Raw genomic sequence first — 19,990 nt, 5'->3', positions numbered from 1 at the left:
AACATAAGTTGTAGACTTGTTTATAAGTTTTTTCAGTTACAGTAATACGCTTAACTGGCTACCAGGAACTCCAGTTTTACTCCCAACACCTAAAACTTTTAAAGAGTTGCTAGAGAGAGTTAATAGCTGTAATGAAAAATATAAATGCTTAGATTGGTATATTTGTTTTATTGAAGATGAGTGCAATAGATGTAAAAAAAGAATAAAATCTTCAAAAAAAGCAATCGAAAAGAATTCAACATTCATGAGACCTCCAATAGATGTGGAATTAAAACCTGACACATTAAATCCAAAGTGCCCTGATTTAGCGCCTATAGTTGGAGAATATGTTCTTGGAAACCCTAAAAATATAGATCCTACTTTTTTAGATTTTGTAATTTATGCATTTGTTGAAATTAGCCCTAGCGGCGAACTAGTCGTTCCAGCTCCAACTTATTTGAAATCTTTAGTAAAACTAAGAGATATAAATCCAGACCTTCAAGTAATAGCTGCCATTGGGGGATGGGCAGCAGATGGATTTTCTGATGCAGCTTTAACACCAACATCCAGATATGCTTTTGCTAGAAATGTACAAAAACTTATGAATGATTATAAATTAGATGGAATCGATATTGACTGGGAATATCCTGGAAGTAGTGCTGCTGGCATTAAATCAAGACCTGAAGATAAAGAAAACTTTACACTTTTATTAACTGCTTTAAGGGATGTTCTAGGACCTGAAACTTGGTTAAGTGTCGCTGGAGCAGGTGATCGTGGATATATAACAAGAAGTGCAGAAATAGATAAAATAGCTCCTTTAATTACTCATTTCAATCTAATGAGTTATGATTTTACTGCAGGAGAAACTGGTGAAAATGCAAAAAAACATCAAGCTAACTTATTTCCATCTGACTTCTCAATACCTGGATATAGTGTAGATAATATGGTAAACAACTTAATTGATGCAGGTATGCCGTCTGAAAAAATTTTACTTGGCCTACCATTTTATGGACGATTAGGTGCTACAATAACTAGATCTTTTGACGAGCTTAGAAAATCTTATATAAATAGAAATGGATTTGTGTACAGATTTGATAACGATGCAAAAGTTCCTTATTTAGTAAAAGATGGCGAATTCGCCATGTCTTTTGATAACGAAGTGTCAATTTTTATAAAAGCACAATATGCACGTCAAAATTGTTTAGGTGGAATATTTGCTTGGCAATCAACATTCGATCAAGCTAATATACTTTTAAGATCTATGTATGAATCTATAAATAATCCTACTGTATTTGAAAAAGAACTTCAAGATACTTTTGGTCAAATACCATCTTTATAAAAAATAACAAAAGCTATGAACTAGAATATTCTAGTTCATAGCTTTTTAAATTAATAATATGTAAACCAAGGCAGGTATTGTTACTACACTACATAAAGTAGTGATAAAGATAGTTTTAGATGCAAGGTTTATATTTCCTTCATACTCATTACAAAACATAATGGTTATAGTTGCTACAGGCATTGCTGAAACAATTATTATAATTCCAAGTATTAATTCGTTTGTGACAAAAGGTTTTAATATTAAGAAAAAAATTATAGGCATTATTATTTGTTTTATAAAAGTATATGGGTATAATCTTTTTTCTAAAAACACTTCTTTTATTGGTATTTCTCCTAAAGATGATCCTATTAACATCATGGCAAGAGGCGTAGTAATTCCCCCTATCATAGATGTTGTCTCTTTTATAACTAAATGTACTTCTATATTTGTTATATATATTATAATAGCAATTATTGATACTATAATCCCTGGATTAATTAAAGTTTTAATATCAAAAGATAATTTATTACTTTCAGATATTAAATAAATACCATAGCTATAACAAAAAATATTGAACACTAAGTTAATGATTGCTGCAAAAAACACAGCTTCACTACCAAAAATTGATTCAATCACTGGAAATCCTACAAAACCAACATTTGAAAATATGGTCATAAATTGATATAAATTTTCATCTTCTTTTGGTACTTTTAAAATTTTCGCCAAAACTATGCCTAAAAAAGGCAAGATTGCATATAAAATGATCGCTAGCACAGCAATATCTAAGACTAACTTTGGATCCCCTGCTTTATGCCTATTTACTACTGATGATAAGATCAGTGCTGGTGCAGTAATATTTAAAAGCAGTGATGATATTTTTTTATTCGCATTTACATCTAAAATATTCTTTTTATTAGTAATATAACCTATTATCATCACTATAAATAAGACTAGCATTTGATTAACAATTACTCTAATATCCATTACCTTCCCCCAATATAATAAAAATTTATTGTCTATAAATTATAAAAATAAAATAAGCAATATATAGTAAACTAATAATAATACCCTCTACTTTATTTATCTTTCTATTTGAGATAGCAAGAATATATACTATTATTGTAGATACTATCATTACAAACATATCTGTAAAGGCTTCAGCTTGCACAGGAACATTACTAATACAAGATGATACTCCAAGAACAAACAATATATTAAATATATTGGATCCTACAGCATTTCCAATAGCAATATCACTTTCACCCTTTTTCGCTGCAACTATACTTGTTGCTAGTTCAGGTAGAGAAGTTCCAATGGCAACTATAGTAAGTCCTACTAGGTTTTCACTCATTCCCAAAGACATAGCTATATCTGATGCACTATTTACTACAAAATTACCTCCTATTATAATACCTAAAAGTCCACCTATACTCAATAAAATACTTTTTGAAAGTGGCATTACTTTATAATTTTCTTCACTTGTTTCATCATTGCTATTTATGGCCATATCAATTAAATAATATATGAATATAATAAATAAGGCTAAAAATATTAATCCATCTGCTCTGGTTAAAATATTTTCGTTATATCCTTGAAACCATACATCATAAGCTAAAATTGCCAGCACTATAGATGACAATAGTAAAAATGGAAATTCTTTAAGAATCGTTGATTTTTGTACATATATTGGTTTTATCATTGCCGTTACCCCAACAACAAACAATATATTAAAAATGTTAGATCCAACAACATTTGCTATAGCCATTTCATTTTGTCCTCTTATAGCAGCTGTTATACTTACAGCAGCCTCTGGTGCACTAGTCCCAAATGCCACTATAGTAAGACCTATTATAAGGCTTGGTATTTTAAACTTTTTTGCAATGGAAGATGATCCCTCTACAAAAAAATCTGCTCCTTTAATTAAAAATAAAAATCCAATTAATAAAATTATGTATGTCATTTTTGTCCTCCTAAAAGTCTTTTTTATTAGTTTGTATTAATACTTTTATGTTATGCAGAGTATATTTTTCAAACAAAACTAGATAATATTTGTATAAATACTTAGGAGATGTGAAATGAATAGAAAATTTATAATTATATTTTTATTATTTATTACTTTACTATGTTTTGGTTGTGAAATGAACAACTTGAACAATAGTAAAAATCAAACAAAATTAACTACTTCAGATATAAAACAATTGGTTGGTGTTACATATGATGATGTAGAAAAAATTTATGGTTCACCTGAAAAATCTACTTATTATCTAAATATAAAGGACTTATCTTTTCTTCATCATAACTATATTAGTCTTAGAGATTTTAATCATTATGCCATTATAAAAGCTTATTATGATATTAATAATGATGACTCTTATGTGATACTTTGGTACAAAGATAATAAAGTTATAAAATCTTCATTTAATGATACAGACACAGTTAATGAAGATTATTTTGAGGCAAATATAAATAATATGGATATAAAAATAGATTATAATAAGAATTATTCAACTTTAAATGAAAATTTTATTACAGAAAAATATAGAAATTATATTGGCAATAATATTAAAGAGTTTAATACAACATATAACTTAACCTGTCCACAAATAGCAGTTAATTTGTTAAATGAAAATAAGATACTTTATTTTTATAATATTAAAAGCAATGGACATTTAAATAAACATTCATTATTTATAATTTCTTATAATAACGTAATAGATGAGATTAGCATTATCCATTCATCTAAAATATGTGAAACTATTATTGATTATATAAAATAAAATTTAAGTAGTAAAAAAGTACATGAGTAATTCATGTACTTTTTATAGATTCTATTATTTATCAATATTATCTTTATTGATTAAATATTTTAAGTCAAAATACTTTAGCAAGTAGTTTTTTTCATCTTTTATTTTAATCTTTGCATTTATTGATCTGTTGTTTATTTCTTCATTAAAATGTTCTTCAATTTTCATTTTACTATTCATATCTCTAATTAATTCGCTATTACTAATATCCCTTATTAAATCTCTTATTACTTCTTTTCTGCATAGAGTTAAATGATGATTCACAATAATTGGTAAATTAAAGTAGTTAGTATTTATTATATCACAATAATGTAAATCCTTTTTTAGCCTATATAAGTTTTCTTTTCTTCCCATATCAAATATAATAAAACATCCATAGTCGTATTTACTCCTAAGTATTCTTCCCATGGCTTGTTTCAATTTAATTATCATTTGAGGTTGATTTACATCATAATAAGTTTTGTTAAATTTATTCATTATTGTTGAATAAAGAGGGTCTTTAGGATTTAAGTTGGGAATTTTGTCTAAGGTCACACAAGTTAGTCCATCCCCTGGTACATCCACCCCTTCAAAACAACCTTTTGATCCTAAAATAACACATTTTTTATTAAAATCTTTTAGTAATTTTATATGCTTTTTGTTCATGTATATTTCTATATCTTTTTCATGAAGAAATTCTTTCAAAATCTCGTAAGTCTTTTCTTGCCTATCCTTCGAATTGAACAAAGATAACATGTGACCATTGGTGTAGGGTGATAAGTTGCTTATTACCCTACTCATATCTTCTATAAAATCTTTGTTTTTGTATGAAGATATATCATCTAAAGTAATAATTTTTATTCTTCTTTTGTAATCAAATAAAGGTTCAATTATCTTTTCTTTACGAATAAATCTATCTATTCCTAAAGTATTAACAAAATGCTTCATATTGTTATTTACTGTTAAGGTTGCTGATAAAAATATGCCACAGTTTAAAGAAGACAATATTTTTTCTTCAAATAAATCAGCTATATTTAAAGGAACAACTTGAAATAAAAAGTTGTCGAAATCCTTGTGTAGGGTAACAATTCTTGCATATAAATCAGCTTCATTATACTCTAAGAACACTTCTATTGTATTTTTTAAAGCTTCCAAGTCTTTTACCTTACTTTCACCTTGTTTGTAAGTATCATTTTCTTTGTCCAAATTATCATCGTCCATTTGTCTATCCAAAATATATAAAATAGATTTTAAATTGGAGAGGATTTTGTCTAGAGAAGTCTTTATACAGTCTCCGTATTTGCTATATGTAACATCTACTAGTCTTTTGTCTTTGTATAAAGATCCGGCTTTTTCTTCACTTTGAAGATTTATCTCCCAACTTAAATTATAGTTTGAAAAATTTGAGTAATTGTTCATTTTCCCATATTCTAAAATATACTCAGCTTCTTCAGTTATAAGATTTATTTCTCTGCTTATTTTGGCCTTATTGTTTGCTTCCATTTTTATATAATTATAAAATCTATCAAAAGGTTTAAGGGACCTCTTTTTTCTACTAATATACGCAAAAGGACTGTTATGTACTAATTCAAAAGGATAAATTTCTTGTAAAAAATACCTCAAACTTCTGTATTCCACTTCTGATGCAAAAAACTCGTAACCTTTTTCCACTAAGTTATGTGCCTCATCTACAATCAAATTTTCTATAGGTTTTTCATCCTTGTAAGGCCATCTAGCAAGAAGGGAATGATTAACTACAGTTATATCTTCTTCTTTTAGTTCTTCTACTCTTTTTTTGTAAAGACATTCTTTGTAACATTTCTTTGGTTTACAAAGATTAGGGTCACAAGAAACTTGCCTTAAATGAGTGATTATATCTGGGAAATGATTTACAATCCAATAATTTATCTCTTCAATATCTCCATAAATACCATCTTTCACAAGTCTTTCTAATATGATTAAAGATAATATTTCATTAGAACTACATTTATTGTTATCGTATTCATTAATATATTTTTCTAGTTTTTCCACACAAATATAATTACTTTTTCCCTTAATATATCCAAATGAGATTTTCCCCTCTAAGCTAAGAGATTGTATTACATTTGGAATATCTTTTTTTATAAGTTGTGTTTGCAGTTCCTTTGTATCTGTGGAAATAATTATCCTTTTATGGTTTAAATAACTTTCCATTATACTTGGTAATAAATACCCCACACTTTTTCCTATACCTGTTGGAGCTTCAATACAAGCAATATTCTCTCCTCTAGTGTTCATAGTTTCTCGTATGATTTTACTTAGTTCAAATTGGCCTGGCCTAAATTCATAATTAAAGCCTTTTTTACTTTGCCAAATTTCACTTTTCTTTAATAAATACTCATAACAAAATCTATTATCTATAAGAGTATTTTTCATATCCTTTTTATTTTCAGCAATGATTTCATCGTCTTCATAAGTCACATCTAAGTCTTCTAAATTGTGATTTCCTTCATCAATAATGTGACTCCAAATCCATTTGTTTAATCCAAATCTATTTAAAGTAGAATTTATCTTAAAAGTTAAATTTTCCAAAGTCCCACTTTTACTTTCTTCATTTTTCAGTCTTAAAAGCAAGGCATTTACTACTTTTATTGTATCTATAACATCATCTAAAGCTCTATGTTTCTCACAAGACAAATCCTTTGTCAAAGTATTTTTTAAATACTCTAAGCTGTATTCTTTATGATAAGGCTCTAATATTGCTGCCAGTTCCATAGAGTCTAAAATCTCATTTTTTATTTCAGGAATATAATGTTCTAAAAATTTTTTTTCAAATTCACCATTATGGCAAATTATTTTTTTATTGCCTAAAAATTCCTTTAACTTATTTTTTATATCATATAAATTTGGTGCTTTACTTAATTCCTCTTTTTTTAAGTTAGTACAAAGAGAAAAAATTTCAATAGGAACTTCTTTTTTATTTTTAATTAAAGTATGAAAAGAAGTTGCTTTATTATTTTCTATTTTAATAGCTCCAATTTCTAATATTTCAGCTTTAAAAGGATTTAGTCCACTAGTTTCTAAATCAAGAAAAACCACATCTTGTACTATACTTTTAATTTTATTTATATTCATGACTCATCCTTTCATAGTTTATTAAAGAATTTTTTTACTTAACCTTATTATATTACCACGAAAGTAATTTAGTTTAATCATAAATTTATTATATTCCTTTTGGCAATAATATGTATAGCTAAATTTCAATAGGACAGAAATGGAGGTTTAGATTTGAAAAAAAATAACATAAATAAATCAATAATTATTGGTGCATTTTTATTAGTTTTTGCATTTATCATTGCTAATAACAATGCAATATTCACCAAAATAAAAACTCAAATTTATTCCAAAGATATTAGTACCCAGGAATATAACTGGTATTTTAATCCACGAGAAGATGGTAAACAACCTTTACCAATAAAAGAAGCCGATTTTTTTAGAAACTACAACACTTATTATGTTGGAAAACCAAAGGAAAAAGTAATATATTTAACTTTTGACTCTGGTTATGAAAATGGGTTTACTAACCATATGTTAGATGTATTGAAAAAACACAATGCTCCAGGTAATTTCTTTGTAGTGGAGAGTTATATCAAAAACAATCCAGACATAATAAAAAGAATGGAAAAAGAAGGGCATTTAGTATGTAACCACTCAGTAAGTCATGTTTCCATGGCATCAATTCATGACGAAGAAAAGTTCAAAAAAGAAATTTTAGATGTGGCTAAAACATATAAAGACGTAACAGGAAAAGAAATGCCTAAATATTTTAGACCACCAATGGGAAAATTTAGTGAAGAATCATTAAAAATGACTAGTGATTTAGGTTACGCTTCAATCTTTTGGAGTTTTGCTTATGTTGATTGGTACAATAACCAACAACCTACCCATGAATTTGCTAAAAATAAAATATATTCCAGAACTCATCCTGGTGCCATAGTTTTACTTCACTCAAATTCAAAAACAAATAGCGAGATATTAGATGAAGTAATCACACACTGGGAAGAAGAGGGATATACTTTGAAATCTTTAGATTACTTAAATAGTAAAAAATAAATGTTTAAAAAGCTGTAAGATTTTTACTTACAGCTTTTTCTATGCATCCACAAAAACTTCTTTACCATTATAATTTCCTATCCAATAGGGTTTATATATACTTCTAACTTCTAAAAGCCTAATATTTTTTATTATATGTTTATCTATGGAATTATTTTTAATCTTACTATCAAAATAATTTAAAATTTCATTTTTTACTTTTTCAACTATATAATCTTCTTTAATATTAGATTTTTTTATACAACTTCTAGCAATATACCTTTTAACTGTTTGTGGCACACTCCCAATGGACTTAGAATGCCCATTATAAGTATTTACCATCATAATTATGTTATCGTTTATATCATCATTTCTAAAGTTATTCTTATTTTTTCTTCTACTAATAATTTCATATTTTAGTATCTTATATTCCACATATTCTAAATGTATATTGTCTACTTTTCTATTAAATTGGTCAATTTTACTTACTAGGGGCGTCTTTCTAAATATATGTTTCATTGCATCTTTTTTTCTTACTTTTATCTCAATAGAATCTGCTAACATATTTATCCTCCTTTAATAAGAAGATGATTTAATAAAAATTAAGAATCCTTCTATATTATATTAATTAATCTTGTCCTCTTATGTTTGTACAAATTAAATAAATGCCAATATACTTAATTTTCCTTTATTGCATAAAAATTAGTTCTTTGTTAAAACTAAATTCGTCATATAAATATATTTGGGAGGAAAATATGAAAAAAATAACTACTATTACTTTAATATTTTTTATTTTTTTTACATTCTATATAGAAACAGATGGAAATACTTATATTGAAAGTAATGATAATAGATCCATAACTATTGATAGTCTGGTTCCTAAAAGAGGAGAGCAAAATATAATCTCTACTCCAGAAATTATAATTAAATACAATAGTAAATTTGTTTTAGATAATTATAAACTCTATTTAAACTATAAAGAAGTAACTAATAAAACCATACTTACATCTAAATATATTTACTATAAATGCGACACAAAACTAAAAAGAGGTGTACAGGTTGTAAAAATTGAAATTCCCACTAAAGATAATAAAGTAGAAGAGATAGAATGGTATTTCACCGTTGGAACGCCTTTTTATAATAATTATAAGGGAATTTTCTTTAACAGTACTAAGGAACTAAATATGCTTACTTCATATGATGATTTGAATAATCTATGCAAAAACACAAATCATTTAGATTATGTTTTTATTACTGAAAAAATAAATAACAAAGAAAATAATAAATCTGATATTCATGTAGATAGTAAAAAGTACAAAAAATTAATTGATTCATGCAATAAATTTACTAATAATAATGATTTTATTTCCATACCCGGTTTCGAATTAAGCACCCAGCTAAAAGACGAAAAAAATAAAACTGAAATAAATACATTTAACTGTGAATATCCCTTTTTATTTAAAGACAATATAAGTCTTCAGTTGCTTTATAAAAAATTATTTTACTATGAAGGTGATTTAATCTGCCAATTTAAAGCAAATAACAATCTAAGCAATATAGATTACTTTAAATATTCACCTTATGGTGACCAGGTTATAACCTTACTTGAATTAAATAAAAAAACAGAGACTAAAAAAAACAGAGACGTATTAAATATAGATAATTATAAGGAAGCATTAAATAACGGCTGGCATGTAAGCCCTATAACATGCCAGTATAACGACTATCCCAATTGGAATATTTCAAAAGATCTTAGAACTACTATACTATGTGAAGATTTAAGTAAAAGCAAAATCATAGATGCAATAAAAAACAGAAGAATATATGTAAGTGAAGATAATAATATAGATATATTTTTTTCATTGAATAAAATGCCTATGGGAAGTATAGTAAAATCTCCTTCTTACATTAGGCTTATTGTAAGTGCAATTAATAATGACGACTATGATAAAATAAAAAAAATAGAAGTGTTTAGCAATAACAACGAAATAGTCTATACAAAAGAATTTAATTCAAGTTATGCAAAAGTTGATTTCACTTTAAAACCACCAAAGGAAAATACTTATTATTTTGCATTAATAACTGAGGAAAGCAATAAAAAATCTATAACCTCTCCAGTTTGGGTTGAACCATAACACAAAAAGATGATGTTTTAGTTTTAACATCATCTTTAACATTTGATAGGTATTTGAATTTCAGTGATAAACTCATCTTTATTTTCAGTTTCATGTATGTCTATTTTGTATATTTCCATTGGATTACCTTTAATTATTAATTTATTTTCTTCAATAAAGTCAAACATATTCTTTATGTGTTCTTTGTTGTTTACATAGTCTCCACTATAAGTCAAAGTTACATAGTAGCCTTCTTCGAATACTATATTATAGTCTTTGGCATTATCTTTTAGTAAACAAAATACAGATTCAAAATCTGTAGTTATGCCATTTCTAAGTGAGTCTACCTTAAATACTGACCCTACATTGTTATTTCCTAAAATACCAAATTTATTATTATGATCTTTTTGTAGCTTTTGTATTAATAAGTCAAAATCAGCATCTCTTTTAATTTGGCCATTTAATATGAGACCTTTTCGTTTTTTTAAATAAGATAATTCCACACTATTTAAGTTAGAATTATTTGCAGTATTTTCTATAGATTCCATTCTCTTTCTCATATTTTCTTTTTGTCTTAATAATTTTAGAATTTGATCATCTAGTAATGTTATGCCGTTTTGAAGTAATTTATTAGTAGAATTCAAATCTCTATTTTCTAAATACTCTTTAATCATTTTAAAAGAGAACCCTAAATTTTTTAATTCTTTTATTAAATTAAGTCTCCAAATATCAGAAACACTGTAAAGCCTATACCCATTATCATCTCTAATAGGTTTTATTATTTCTATCTTTTCATAATACATAAGTGAATCTCTACTCATGTCATACATTTCAGATATTTCTCCAATTTTATAATAATCTTTCATTTTTGCTCCTTTTTAATATATACTGAAATATATTATTTCACAAAGAAAAATATTTTTCAATAAATTTGAAAATATTTACTGATTTTTATTGACCTTGGTATTATACCAAGGATTATGATATAAGCATAAGGAGTGATACAATGACAAAAAATTTATTTAAACAATTTCTAAAGTACTTGGGACCTTCTGTTGTTGCCATGTGGGTTTTCTCACTATACACAATTGTTGATGGAATATTTGTTAGTAAGGGCGTTGGAGAGTTGGCCCTAGCTTCAGTTAATATTTCCATGCCTTTTATTAATTTAGTATTTGCCATATCTGTGTTATTTTCTACGGGGGCTTCTACAATTATAGCAATGTATCTTGGAAAAAAAGATTTAGAAAAAGCGAATGAAGCTTTTTCACTTAATTTAGTCACTATTACAGTTCTTGCAATTATAATAACAGTTACATCTATTTTGGGTCTTGATTATTTAGCTAAAATTTTAGGTGCAACTCCAGATACTATAGGTTATGTTAAGGATTACTTATTTGTAATATCTTTATTTAACATATTCTTTATTGTTTCTTATTCTTTAGAAGTTATCGTAAAAGCTGACGGATTTCCATTATTAGCAACTATTGGTGTGGTAATTTCAGCTATAACTAATATAGTTTTAGATTATATTTTTGTTGTAGAACTTGGATATGGTGTAAAAGGTGCCGCCTTTGCCACAGGCATAGCTCAAGTACTTTCAACTTTATTTTTCTTAAGTCATTTTTTAAGAAAAAAATCAAATTTAAGATTTACTAAATTCAAATTTAGTTTCCATACTATTAAAAGAATAGTTTGCTTAGGTTTCCCTGATTGTACTTCAGAATTAAGTGTTGGAATAGTTACAATATTATTTAACCAAACCTTACTAAGATTAATAGGGCAAGATGCATTAATATCTTATAGTGTAATTTGCTATGTTAATACTCTTATATTAATGACTATGATTGGAATAACTCAAGGTGCTCAGCCTTTAATAAGTTTCTACTTTGGTGCAGGAGAAATAGACAAAGTAAATCATTTATTTAAAATGGGCCTTAAAACAGTTTTAATAACTTCTGTTGCAGTATTTGCCTCATCTATTTTATTTGCAGGTAATATTACAAGCTTATTTATTAATCCTGATGAAACTCAGTTATTTAATTCAACAGTTTCTGTATTTAAGTTATATTCAATTTCTTTCTTATTTGTAGGATTTAACTTAATTATTTCTGGATTCTTTGTAGCCATAGAACAACCTTTGTATTCTTCTATAATTTCTCTTGGAAGAAGTTTAGTATTAGTAACAATAAGTTTGTTCTTACTAACTACAATATTTGGTAGTAGCGCTATATGGATTACAACTGGAGTGTCTGAATTTGTATGTTTAGTTATTGCCCTATCTTTATTATTCAACTTTTTTAGAAAGAAAAAGTTAAATTCTGAAAATGAACCATCTTCTAAAATTATGAAAGATTCCATAATTTTATAAATCTATACTCCAATATAGATAAAAGGCATGTTATTAAATATAATAACATGCCTTTTTTATTTAGTCATCAATATCAATTGCATCAACTGGACAACTATCACAAGCTTGTTTTGCATTTCCAAGTACATCTTCTGGTATATCAGTATTTATTGCATGAGCTATTCCGTCATCAGTCATATGAAAAACCTCAGGGCATACTTCTGGGCATGTTCCACATCCTATACATAAATCATCATCAACATAAGCTTTCATAGCTACACCTCCATATTTTTCTATAATATGGTTTTATAATTCCCAATTATATTTAATATATTACATTTTTTACAATTATTTCTTAACAGTAGACTTAATAAATCCTTTGATTATTGGATTTGCTCTACTAAGTCTACTTTTAAATTCTCATTAACTTTAATATTCATAAGTTTTTAAAATATTTTTAGCAACTTCAACCTTTGTAATTCTTAAATCCATTGCTTGCTTTTCAATATATTTATGTGATTGCTCTTCACTCATTTTTAAATATTGAATCAAAGTTAATTTAGCTCTTTCTATTAATTTTATATCATTTACTTTATTCTTTAACTTTTCATTTTTTTTAATAATAGAATTAAATCTCCTTCTATGAATAATATAAGAATTAATCATATTAATAAGTATAAGTTTATTCAATGGTTTTTCCATTATATAAATTCCTTTACTCTCAATATTATCTCTATTCTCTTTAGGTGAATTATTTTTTACTATTAGTATTATAGAGCTATTAGTATTTTCATTTACAAATACTGATAAGTTTTCTTCACAATCATCGCTTAAAGGTGAATTAATTATTATTAAATCAAAGTTCATTTTTTTTATTATTTCTCTACCACGAAAACTATTTTCTACGGCTAAAACGTTATAATCGCCACTTTCCTTTGCAATATTAACTAATAGTTCTTTACTTTTATTAGAACTAGATACAATTAGAATATTTTCCATAAGAATCACCCTTTAAATTAAAAATAACCTATTAAAATCTTATCTAATACACTGGGGTAAAATGCAAGTTTAATACCTTTTGTTTCATTTTTCATATTAAAAAAAGAGTTACTCACAAAAGAATGAAAGTACTCTTGCTTTACATCCCTTTATAAATACTCTTACTTTCACATAAAATTCAAAGTTATTTTTTGTACTAATTTATAAATTTTCATTATATTTAGTAAAATTCTACATCTTCTTAGAATATATGTCAAATATTTTTTCGAATATTTTGTCTTATCATAAAAATTTTTCTTTTTTAATTTTTTTAAATTTTTTAGTTGACATTTTTTTTAAATATGCATACAATATATTTTATAATTATTTAACAGCAAAGGCGCTGTAGGTACTTTTACCTACTGCGCCTTTTTTTATTTTGAAACAATCCTATGTTTCAATTCAATATTCTGATAATATTAAGGGAGGATATATTATGGAAAGATTATCTAAAACTTTTGGGAGTTTGGTATTCAATGACAATGTAATGAAAGAAAGATTGCCAAGGGATATATATTTAGTTTTAAAAAGTACTATACACCAAGGTAAACCACTTGATATTAAAATTGCAAATGTAGTTGCAAATACTATGAAAGATTGGGCAATAGAAAAAGGTGCAACTCATTATACTCATTGGTTCCAACCAATGACTGGAATCACTGCCGAAAAACACGATAGTTTTATCTCACCTACTGGTGACAATAATATTGTAATGGAGTTTTCTGGCAAAGAATTAATAAAAGGAGAACCTGATGGATCATCATTTCCATCTGGAGGACTTAGAAGTACTTTTGAGGCAAGAGGATATACTGTGTGGGATCCAACATCTTATGCTTTTATAAGAGATACAACCTTATGTATACCAACTGCTTTTTGTTCTTATTCTGGTCAATCTTTAGACAAAAAGACACCTTTATTAAAATCTATGGAAGCTATTGATAAGGCTGCAGTAAGATTATTAAACATTTTAGGTTACAATGAGGTAACTAGAGTAGTAACTACTGTTGGTGCAGAACAAGAGTATTTTTTAATAGATAAAAAACTATTTGAAAAAAGAATGGATTTAAAATTCTGCCAAAGAACTTTATTTGGAGCAAAACCACCAAAAGGTCAAGAAATGGAAGATCATTACTTTGGTTCAATAAAACCTAGAGTGGCAGAATTTATGAAAGAATTAGATATGGAACTTTGGAAACTTGGTGTTTTGTCAAAAACTAAGCATAATGAAGCGGCTCCATCTCAACATGAATTAGCTCCTATTTTTACAGTTACTAATGTAGCAACAGATCACAACCAAATTGCAATGGATTTAATGAAAAGAATTGCTGATAAACATGGTCTTGTTTGTTTATTACATGAAAAGCCTTTTGCAGGTGTAAATGGTAGTGGAAAACATAACAACTGGTCACTTTCTACTAACAAAGGGAAAAATTTATTGGAACCAGGTAAAAAACCTTATGAAAATAAAACCTTCTTATTATTCTTCTCTGCAATTATTAAAGCAGTAGATGAATACCAAGACCTACTTCGATTATCAGTAGCAAGTGCAGGAAATGATCATAGATTAGGTGGCAACGAAGCTCCTCCAGCTATAATTTCCATGTTTGTAGGTTCAGACTTAAAGAAAATACTAAAATGTATTGAAAATGATTTGCCTTATAGCGAAATTTTTCTAAACACAATGGATATAGATGTTGATGTTCTTCCATCTTTTATGAAGGATACTACAGATAGAAACCGTACTTCACCTTTAGCTTTTACAGGAAACAAATTTGAATTTAGAATGCTTGGTTCTACTTGTAATATTGCATGTCCTAATACTATTTTAAATACAATTGTAGCAAATAGTTTATGTGAGTATGCAGATATATTAGAAAAAAGCACAAATACAGAGGATACCATCTTTGATATAATTAAAGATACAATGAAAAAACATTCAAGAATAATATTTAATGGAAATAACTATGCACAAGAGTGGGTTATTGAGGCTGAAAGAAGAGGTCTTTCTAATTTCGAGACTGCTGTTGATGCTCTTCCTCATTATGTGGACGAGAAAAATGTTAATTTATTCGAAAAATTTAATGTTTATACGAAAGAAGAACTTCAATCAAGATGCGATATCTTACTAGAAGAATATTCTAAGACTTTAAATATTGAAGCTTTAACAATGATAGATATGGCTAAAAAAGATATAATACCATCAGTATGTGCTTATTCAAAATCCTTAACCGATACTGCTTTAAATAAGAAATCATTAAGCTGTGATATTGATTGTAATTTAGAAATTTCTTTAGTAAAAAAACTTTCTTCTTTAAATTCTTGTTTAGACATTAAAATCGAAAAGCTGAACAATTCATTATTAGAGAGTAAAAATTTCACTAATCCTAAAGAAAATGCTGAATTTTATAGAGATAATATTAAAGTACAAATGCAAGAACTTCGTGCTATTGCAGATGAGTTAGAAACAATAGTTGGCAATGAATTTTGGCCATTCCCTACTTATGCAGATTTATTGTTTAGTATATAATTGAAATGTATAAAAAAGAAAGCCTTACTATAAATTTTTATAGAAGGGTTTCTTTTTATACTTTAACTCAAGAATTTTTTATACTTGTGACCAAATTAATATCCATAAATCATAGTCAATAATTATATAATAACAATAATTTCAAAAACCTAAGTTTAAATTAGTTAATAACTTATTTTATTGATAAAGCTATTAATTCTAAAATATGCATACTAGTTTTTCTATCCATTTTTTCCAATAAGTTAAAACAAACTTTTAACTTTTCATACTTTTCATCCAAACTTATATCTTTATTATTTATCTCTTCAATTAAACTAACTATTTCTTTTAAATCATTTTCATATTCTACATTATTGTCTTTAATAAATAGTTTAAAATCTTTCAATTTCTCTTCAATATTTTTTAATTTTTCTTCTTTAATCATTTCTTTTTTATAATCAAATAAATATGTTTTTATTTTCTCTAAATCCTTTTTGCTATAATTCCAAACAACATTATTCTCATTTTCACTTATATTATTAATCTTGTTTCTATATTTATCTTGTAGCTCTTCTATAGCTATTACTACCTCCATATAATCATTATTTTTTAATACTTCTTCACATCTATTCAAATCAAATTCTACTTCTTCAATACTCAACAATTTATTCTCTCCTTTTATCATTTTCTATATTATATCATTACCTTATATCTCAATTCATAAAAAATTCCCGTCTCTTAAGCCACTGGGTTGGCCCTAATGTAAAAATAAGATTGCTCCATGAACAATCTTATTATATATTTTTCTATTCAATTATATTATTTTTCTCTAAAGTTTTATTTCCTTTAAATAATAAAACAGCAATACCTATAAATAAAATGCCTAATGATATAAAAACAAGTAATTGATTAAATGGCAGGTAATTAACAGTATTCATTTCAACATTTTTAAGAACATTGGAAGAAATATAACTTACAACAACTGCTAATCCGTTATTTATAAAATGCATAAACATACTTACGCCAATAGAATTAGTTTTACATACTGCATATGCAAAAGATATGCCTAGAATTGATGTAGGTATAATTCTGATAAAATCCATATGCATAATGCCAAATAATATTCCAGAGGCAATCACAGCTCCTCTGTAGGATTTTTTATTGTGTTTAAAAGATGTTAGTATGAAACCTCTAAAAAATAACTCTTCACAAATTGCTGGCATTACTGCCACCAAGCATAGATTTAAAAACAAGTTATCTTTCATAAATAAGGCATTATTTAATCCGTCTATAATCTCTTGGTTTTGTGGAAAATAGTATAAAGTTATATTAGTTATTACAAATACAATTAGATAGGTTCCAATCCAAAGACTAAATGCTCCAACTAAATGTTTAAACTTAGGTAATTTTAATGAAAATACCTTTTTGAAATCACTTTTTATATAGTAAGCAAATAAAAGGGGCAAGGCTAAGATTATAATTTGGGTCAAAGCAATACCAGTCATTTTAAATTTCAACTGAACATAACTTCCTACATAAATTAAAAGCACCAATCCAACAGCATATAAAACAACTCCATCACTTACACCTGGCATAGTGTGCTTTTGTATATTACTTCTTTTTTCTAAGAAGGAAAAACTCTTCCCACTTCCAAACAATATGTCTTCAGAATTAAACATTTTTGACAGTAAGATAACTGCTAAAATTACAAAGGCAAAGTTTGATATAAATACTAATGCTATTAATCCTAAGCTAGACTTAAAAGTAAGTACACTCTTTATTAATAAGGATATGTTTACAACAGGTATTACAGCAGTAATTCTATCTAAGTTCAGGTTTGGTATCATAGATGCATAAGAAGGTATAAGCACCAAAAACATAATTGGTGTAATATAGTTTTGTGCATCTTTGAAGCTTTTTGCCAATGAGCAAACGCACATGCTTACGGCTGACACTACCATGGCAAATAAACAAACACAAATTATTGCTATAAATAATGGTGCTGCCAAGGCTGAAATGCTCAAACTATGAGAAAACATCTGCCCTGTCATATTTCCAGTTGCTAAAATATACATTAATGTCATTAAAATAGATACAACATTTAAAATTGCCGTTACAATTGCACAAATAGATACTGCCATATATTTACCCATAACAAGTTCTAGGTTAGTAATAGGCAAGGTAAATAAAGTTTCTAGTGTGCCTCTTTCTTTTTCTCCTGCCATAGAATCAATTGCTGGATAAATAGCCCCAAGAAGCACTCCCATAATCAAAATAAATGGAAGTATTTGACCAAGAACAAACCCTGCCAACTCTTCATTTTTAGCAACATCAACAGTTTCATATGCTACTGGTTCAAGGGTTTCTTTCACATCTAAGTTGGACTGCTTTATTTTATTTTTAACTTTACTATCTTTGTATGATGAAAAAACACCTTCTAATTTACTATTTATATTTAATGAATTGTCTTTTGATGAATTTATATATATCTTATAGTTTTCTATTTTGTTTTCACCTTTTACACTTATGTATGCATCAATAGATCCTTTTTCCAAATCTTTTTTATAATTATTAGTATTTACTATATTAATATGTCCACTACTTTCATCTCTAAAGTTTTCAATTATAGATATAAGCTCTTTGTTTGGTTTTTTTTCAAAAGCTATATTAATATCTTCGTTTTTTATACTATTCATAGACATGGTCATAACTTGAGACATTATTAACATGAGAACAGGATATAAAATTAAAGGAAGTATAATTCCCATAAATAAAGTTTTCTTATCTCTGAGAATATCTATCATCTCTTTCTTAAAAATGGCTTTTACCATTTTACTCCTCATTTAAGCCCCCCCTTTCACTTGCTAAGTTTATAAATATGTCTCTAAGACTACTTGTATTATACTTAGACTTAAGTTCTTCACAACTGCCTTCAGCTATAAATTCACCTTTATGTATCATATAAATTTTGTCACATAGAATTTCTGCTTCCTCCATGTAGTGAGTTGAATATAATACAGTCTTCCCTCTATTTTTTTCTCTTTTCATAAAATCTATAATAGATTTACTACTAATTACATCTAAGCCTAATGTGGGCTCATCAAATATGTATATGTTCGGATTATGTATAAGACATCTTGCAATAGAGGTTCTTTGTGTTTGTCCTGTAGATAAATTTTCTATTCTATTATCAATAAAGCTTTCCATATCCATAATTTCTATTATACTATTTATAGATTTTTCTATTTCTTCTTTTGACATATCATATAGACTTCCAAATGTAGTTAAAAGTTCTCTAGGAGAAAGTCTATTATATAGCTTTGTATTGCCTGAGAGATATCCTATTTCTTTTTTAGCTGCATTTTTATCTTCCTCGTAGTTGTAGTTTCCTATTTTAATTTGTCCAGAAGTTGGAGTTAAAATCCCTCCAAGCATTCTAAGTAGCGTAGTTTTTCCTGCTCCATTTGGTCCTAATATTCCAATAATTTCTCCTTTTCCTATTTTAAAAGATAAATTATTTACTGCTAAAAACTCTTCTTTTTTTGTTTTAAACTTTTTCTTATTACTTTTATCTTTTACTTGTCTAGTAAAGGATTTGCTCAAATTTTCTACATCAATCATTAATAAACCCCTTTTCTTCTTCCCCTTAATAATTACTTTTTATATAATTATATCATTTCCATTTGCTGTAAATCTATATTGTTTCTTGATTAAAAGAGCTAAAGATCCTGTTGCATGAGGCGTTGCCATGCTTGTTTCACATAAAGGGTGCATTTATCATTAATAACTGGAATTTGTTTTACGATTATATTTTCTAAGTTTTCCAAT

17 protein-coding genes are annotated in these 19,990 nt (G+C 26.8%); 6 read left to right on the top strand and 11 right to left on the bottom strand.

The genetic code is table 11. The features are described 5' to 3' along the window. The first annotated feature begins 16 nt into the window (after window positions 1-16). Window positions 17-1,318: a glycoside hydrolase family 18 protein gene (locus tag K0040_RS07525; RefSeq protein ID WP_228108307.1), complete on the top strand. Its 1,302-nt coding sequence runs from the start codon at window positions 17-19 to the stop codon at window positions 1,316-1,318. Between the two features lie 45 nt (window positions 1,319-1,363). On the opposite strand, the gene K0040_RS07520 is transcribed toward K0040_RS07525, so the two are convergent. Both K0040_RS07520 and K0040_RS07515 read right to left on the bottom strand, forming a co-directional pair. Continuing rightward, window positions 1,364-2,284 (bottom strand): AEC family transporter, encoded by a 921-nt coding sequence (locus K0040_RS07520; protein ID WP_228108306.1) that lies wholly within the window; start codon window positions 2,282-2,284, stop codon window positions 1,364-1,366. Window positions 2,285-2,309: 25 nt separating this feature from the next. After that, window positions 2,310-3,260, bottom strand: coding sequence for a calcium/sodium antiporter (locus tag K0040_RS07515; protein ID WP_228108305.1), 951 nt, complete (start codon window positions 3,258-3,260; stop codon window positions 2,310-2,312). Window positions 3,261-3,375: 115 nt separating this feature from the next. Between K0040_RS07515 and K0040_RS07510 the strand changes: the two genes are divergently transcribed. Next, window positions 3,376-4,077, top strand: a complete 702-nt coding sequence (locus tag K0040_RS07510; protein ID WP_228108304.1) for a hypothetical protein — start codon at window positions 3,376-3,378, stop codon at window positions 4,075-4,077. Window positions 4,078-4,131: 54 nt separating this feature from the next. On the opposite strand, the gene K0040_RS07505 is transcribed toward K0040_RS07510, so the two are convergent. Continuing rightward, window positions 4,132-7,197, bottom strand: a complete 3,066-nt coding sequence (locus K0040_RS07505) for a helicase C-terminal domain-containing protein (RefSeq protein WP_228108303.1) — start codon at window positions 7,195-7,197, stop codon at window positions 4,132-4,134. A 153-nt stretch (window positions 7,198-7,350) separates the two neighbouring features. Between K0040_RS07505 and pdaA the strand changes: the two genes are divergently transcribed. Continuing rightward, the gene (pdaA, locus tag K0040_RS07500) at window positions 7,351-8,175 is read left to right on the top strand and encodes a delta-lactam-biosynthetic de-N-acetylase (RefSeq protein WP_228108302.1); all 825 of its coding nucleotides are present in this window, start codon (window positions 7,351-7,353) and stop codon (window positions 8,173-8,175) included. Window positions 8,176-8,214: 39 nt separating this feature from the next. Here pdaA and K0040_RS07495 read toward each other — a convergent pair whose 3' ends face one another. Next, window positions 8,215-8,718: a hypothetical protein gene (locus K0040_RS07495; RefSeq protein ID WP_228108301.1), complete on the bottom strand. Its 504-nt coding sequence runs from the start codon at window positions 8,716-8,718 to the stop codon at window positions 8,215-8,217. 191 nt (window positions 8,719-8,909) lie between these two features. Between K0040_RS07495 and K0040_RS07490 the strand changes: the two genes are divergently transcribed. Continuing rightward, window positions 8,910-10,289 (top strand): CehA/McbA family metallohydrolase domain-containing protein, encoded by a 1,380-nt coding sequence (locus K0040_RS07490; RefSeq protein WP_228108300.1) that lies wholly within the window; start codon window positions 8,910-8,912, stop codon window positions 10,287-10,289. Window positions 10,290-10,324: 35 nt separating this feature from the next. Here the strand turns inward: K0040_RS07490 and K0040_RS07485 are convergent, their stop codons facing one another. Then, window positions 10,325-11,134: a MerR family transcriptional regulator gene (locus K0040_RS07485; RefSeq protein ID WP_228108299.1), complete on the bottom strand. Its 810-nt coding sequence runs from the start codon at window positions 11,132-11,134 to the stop codon at window positions 10,325-10,327. 140 nt (window positions 11,135-11,274) lie between these two features. Here K0040_RS07485 and K0040_RS07480 point away from each other — a divergent pair, with 140 nt between their 5' ends. Then, the gene (locus tag K0040_RS07480) at window positions 11,275-12,639 is read left to right on the top strand and encodes an MATE family efflux transporter (protein ID WP_228108298.1); all 1,365 of its coding nucleotides are present in this window, start codon (window positions 11,275-11,277) and stop codon (window positions 12,637-12,639) included. A gap of 60 nt (window positions 12,640-12,699) precedes the next feature. Here the strand turns inward: K0040_RS07480 and K0040_RS07475 are convergent, their stop codons facing one another. Both K0040_RS07475 and K0040_RS07470 read right to left on the bottom strand, forming a co-directional pair. Beyond that, window positions 12,700-12,891 carry a ferredoxin gene (locus K0040_RS07475; protein ID WP_228108297.1) on the bottom strand — a complete coding sequence of 64 codons (192 nt, stop codon included), beginning with the start codon at window positions 12,889-12,891 and terminating at the stop codon, window positions 12,700-12,702. Between the two features lie 156 nt (window positions 12,892-13,047). Continuing rightward, window positions 13,048-13,617, bottom strand: coding sequence for an ANTAR domain-containing response regulator (locus tag K0040_RS07470; RefSeq protein ID WP_228108296.1), 570 nt, complete (start codon window positions 13,615-13,617; stop codon window positions 13,048-13,050). A gap of 475 nt (window positions 13,618-14,092) precedes the next feature. Between K0040_RS07470 and K0040_RS07465 the strand changes: the two genes are divergently transcribed. After that, entirely contained in the window at window positions 14,093-16,183 is a 2,091-nt protein-coding gene (locus K0040_RS07465; protein WP_228108295.1) for a glutamine synthetase III family protein, read from the top strand. A gap of 172 nt (window positions 16,184-16,355) precedes the next feature. On the opposite strand, the gene K0040_RS07460 is transcribed toward K0040_RS07465, so the two are convergent. The 4 genes from K0040_RS07460 to K0040_RS21050 form a co-directional block, all read right to left on the bottom strand. Continuing rightward, complete coding sequence (locus K0040_RS07460) at window positions 16,356-16,826, bottom strand: hypothetical protein (RefSeq protein WP_228108294.1); 471 nt, start codon at window positions 16,824-16,826, stop codon at window positions 16,356-16,358. Between the two features lie 142 nt (window positions 16,827-16,968). Then, entirely contained in the window at window positions 16,969-19,005 is a 2,037-nt protein-coding gene (locus K0040_RS07455; protein WP_228108293.1) for an ABC transporter permease subunit/CPBP intramembrane protease, read from the bottom strand. Then, entirely contained in the window at window positions 18,995-19,783 is a 789-nt protein-coding gene (locus K0040_RS07450) for an ABC transporter ATP-binding protein (protein ID WP_228108292.1), read from the bottom strand. Before K0040_RS07450 ends, K0040_RS07455 begins: the two co-directional genes overlap by 11 nt. A gap of 39 nt (window positions 19,784-19,822) precedes the next feature. Then, the gene (locus K0040_RS21050; protein ID WP_331476282.1) at window positions 19,823-19,936 is read right to left on the bottom strand and encodes a S8 family serine peptidase; all 114 of its coding nucleotides are present in this window, start codon (window positions 19,934-19,936) and stop codon (window positions 19,823-19,825) included. Between the last annotated feature and the right edge of the window lie 54 nt (window positions 19,937-19,990).

Origin of the sequence: Terrisporobacter petrolearius, assembly GCF_020748185.1 — a bacterium.
Classification (GTDB): Bacteria; Bacillota; Clostridia; order Peptostreptococcales; family Peptostreptococcaceae; genus Terrisporobacter; species Terrisporobacter petrolearius.
The sequence above is the reverse complement of the archived record's forward strand: the minus strand, read 5'-3'. Positions and strand labels throughout refer to the sequence as shown.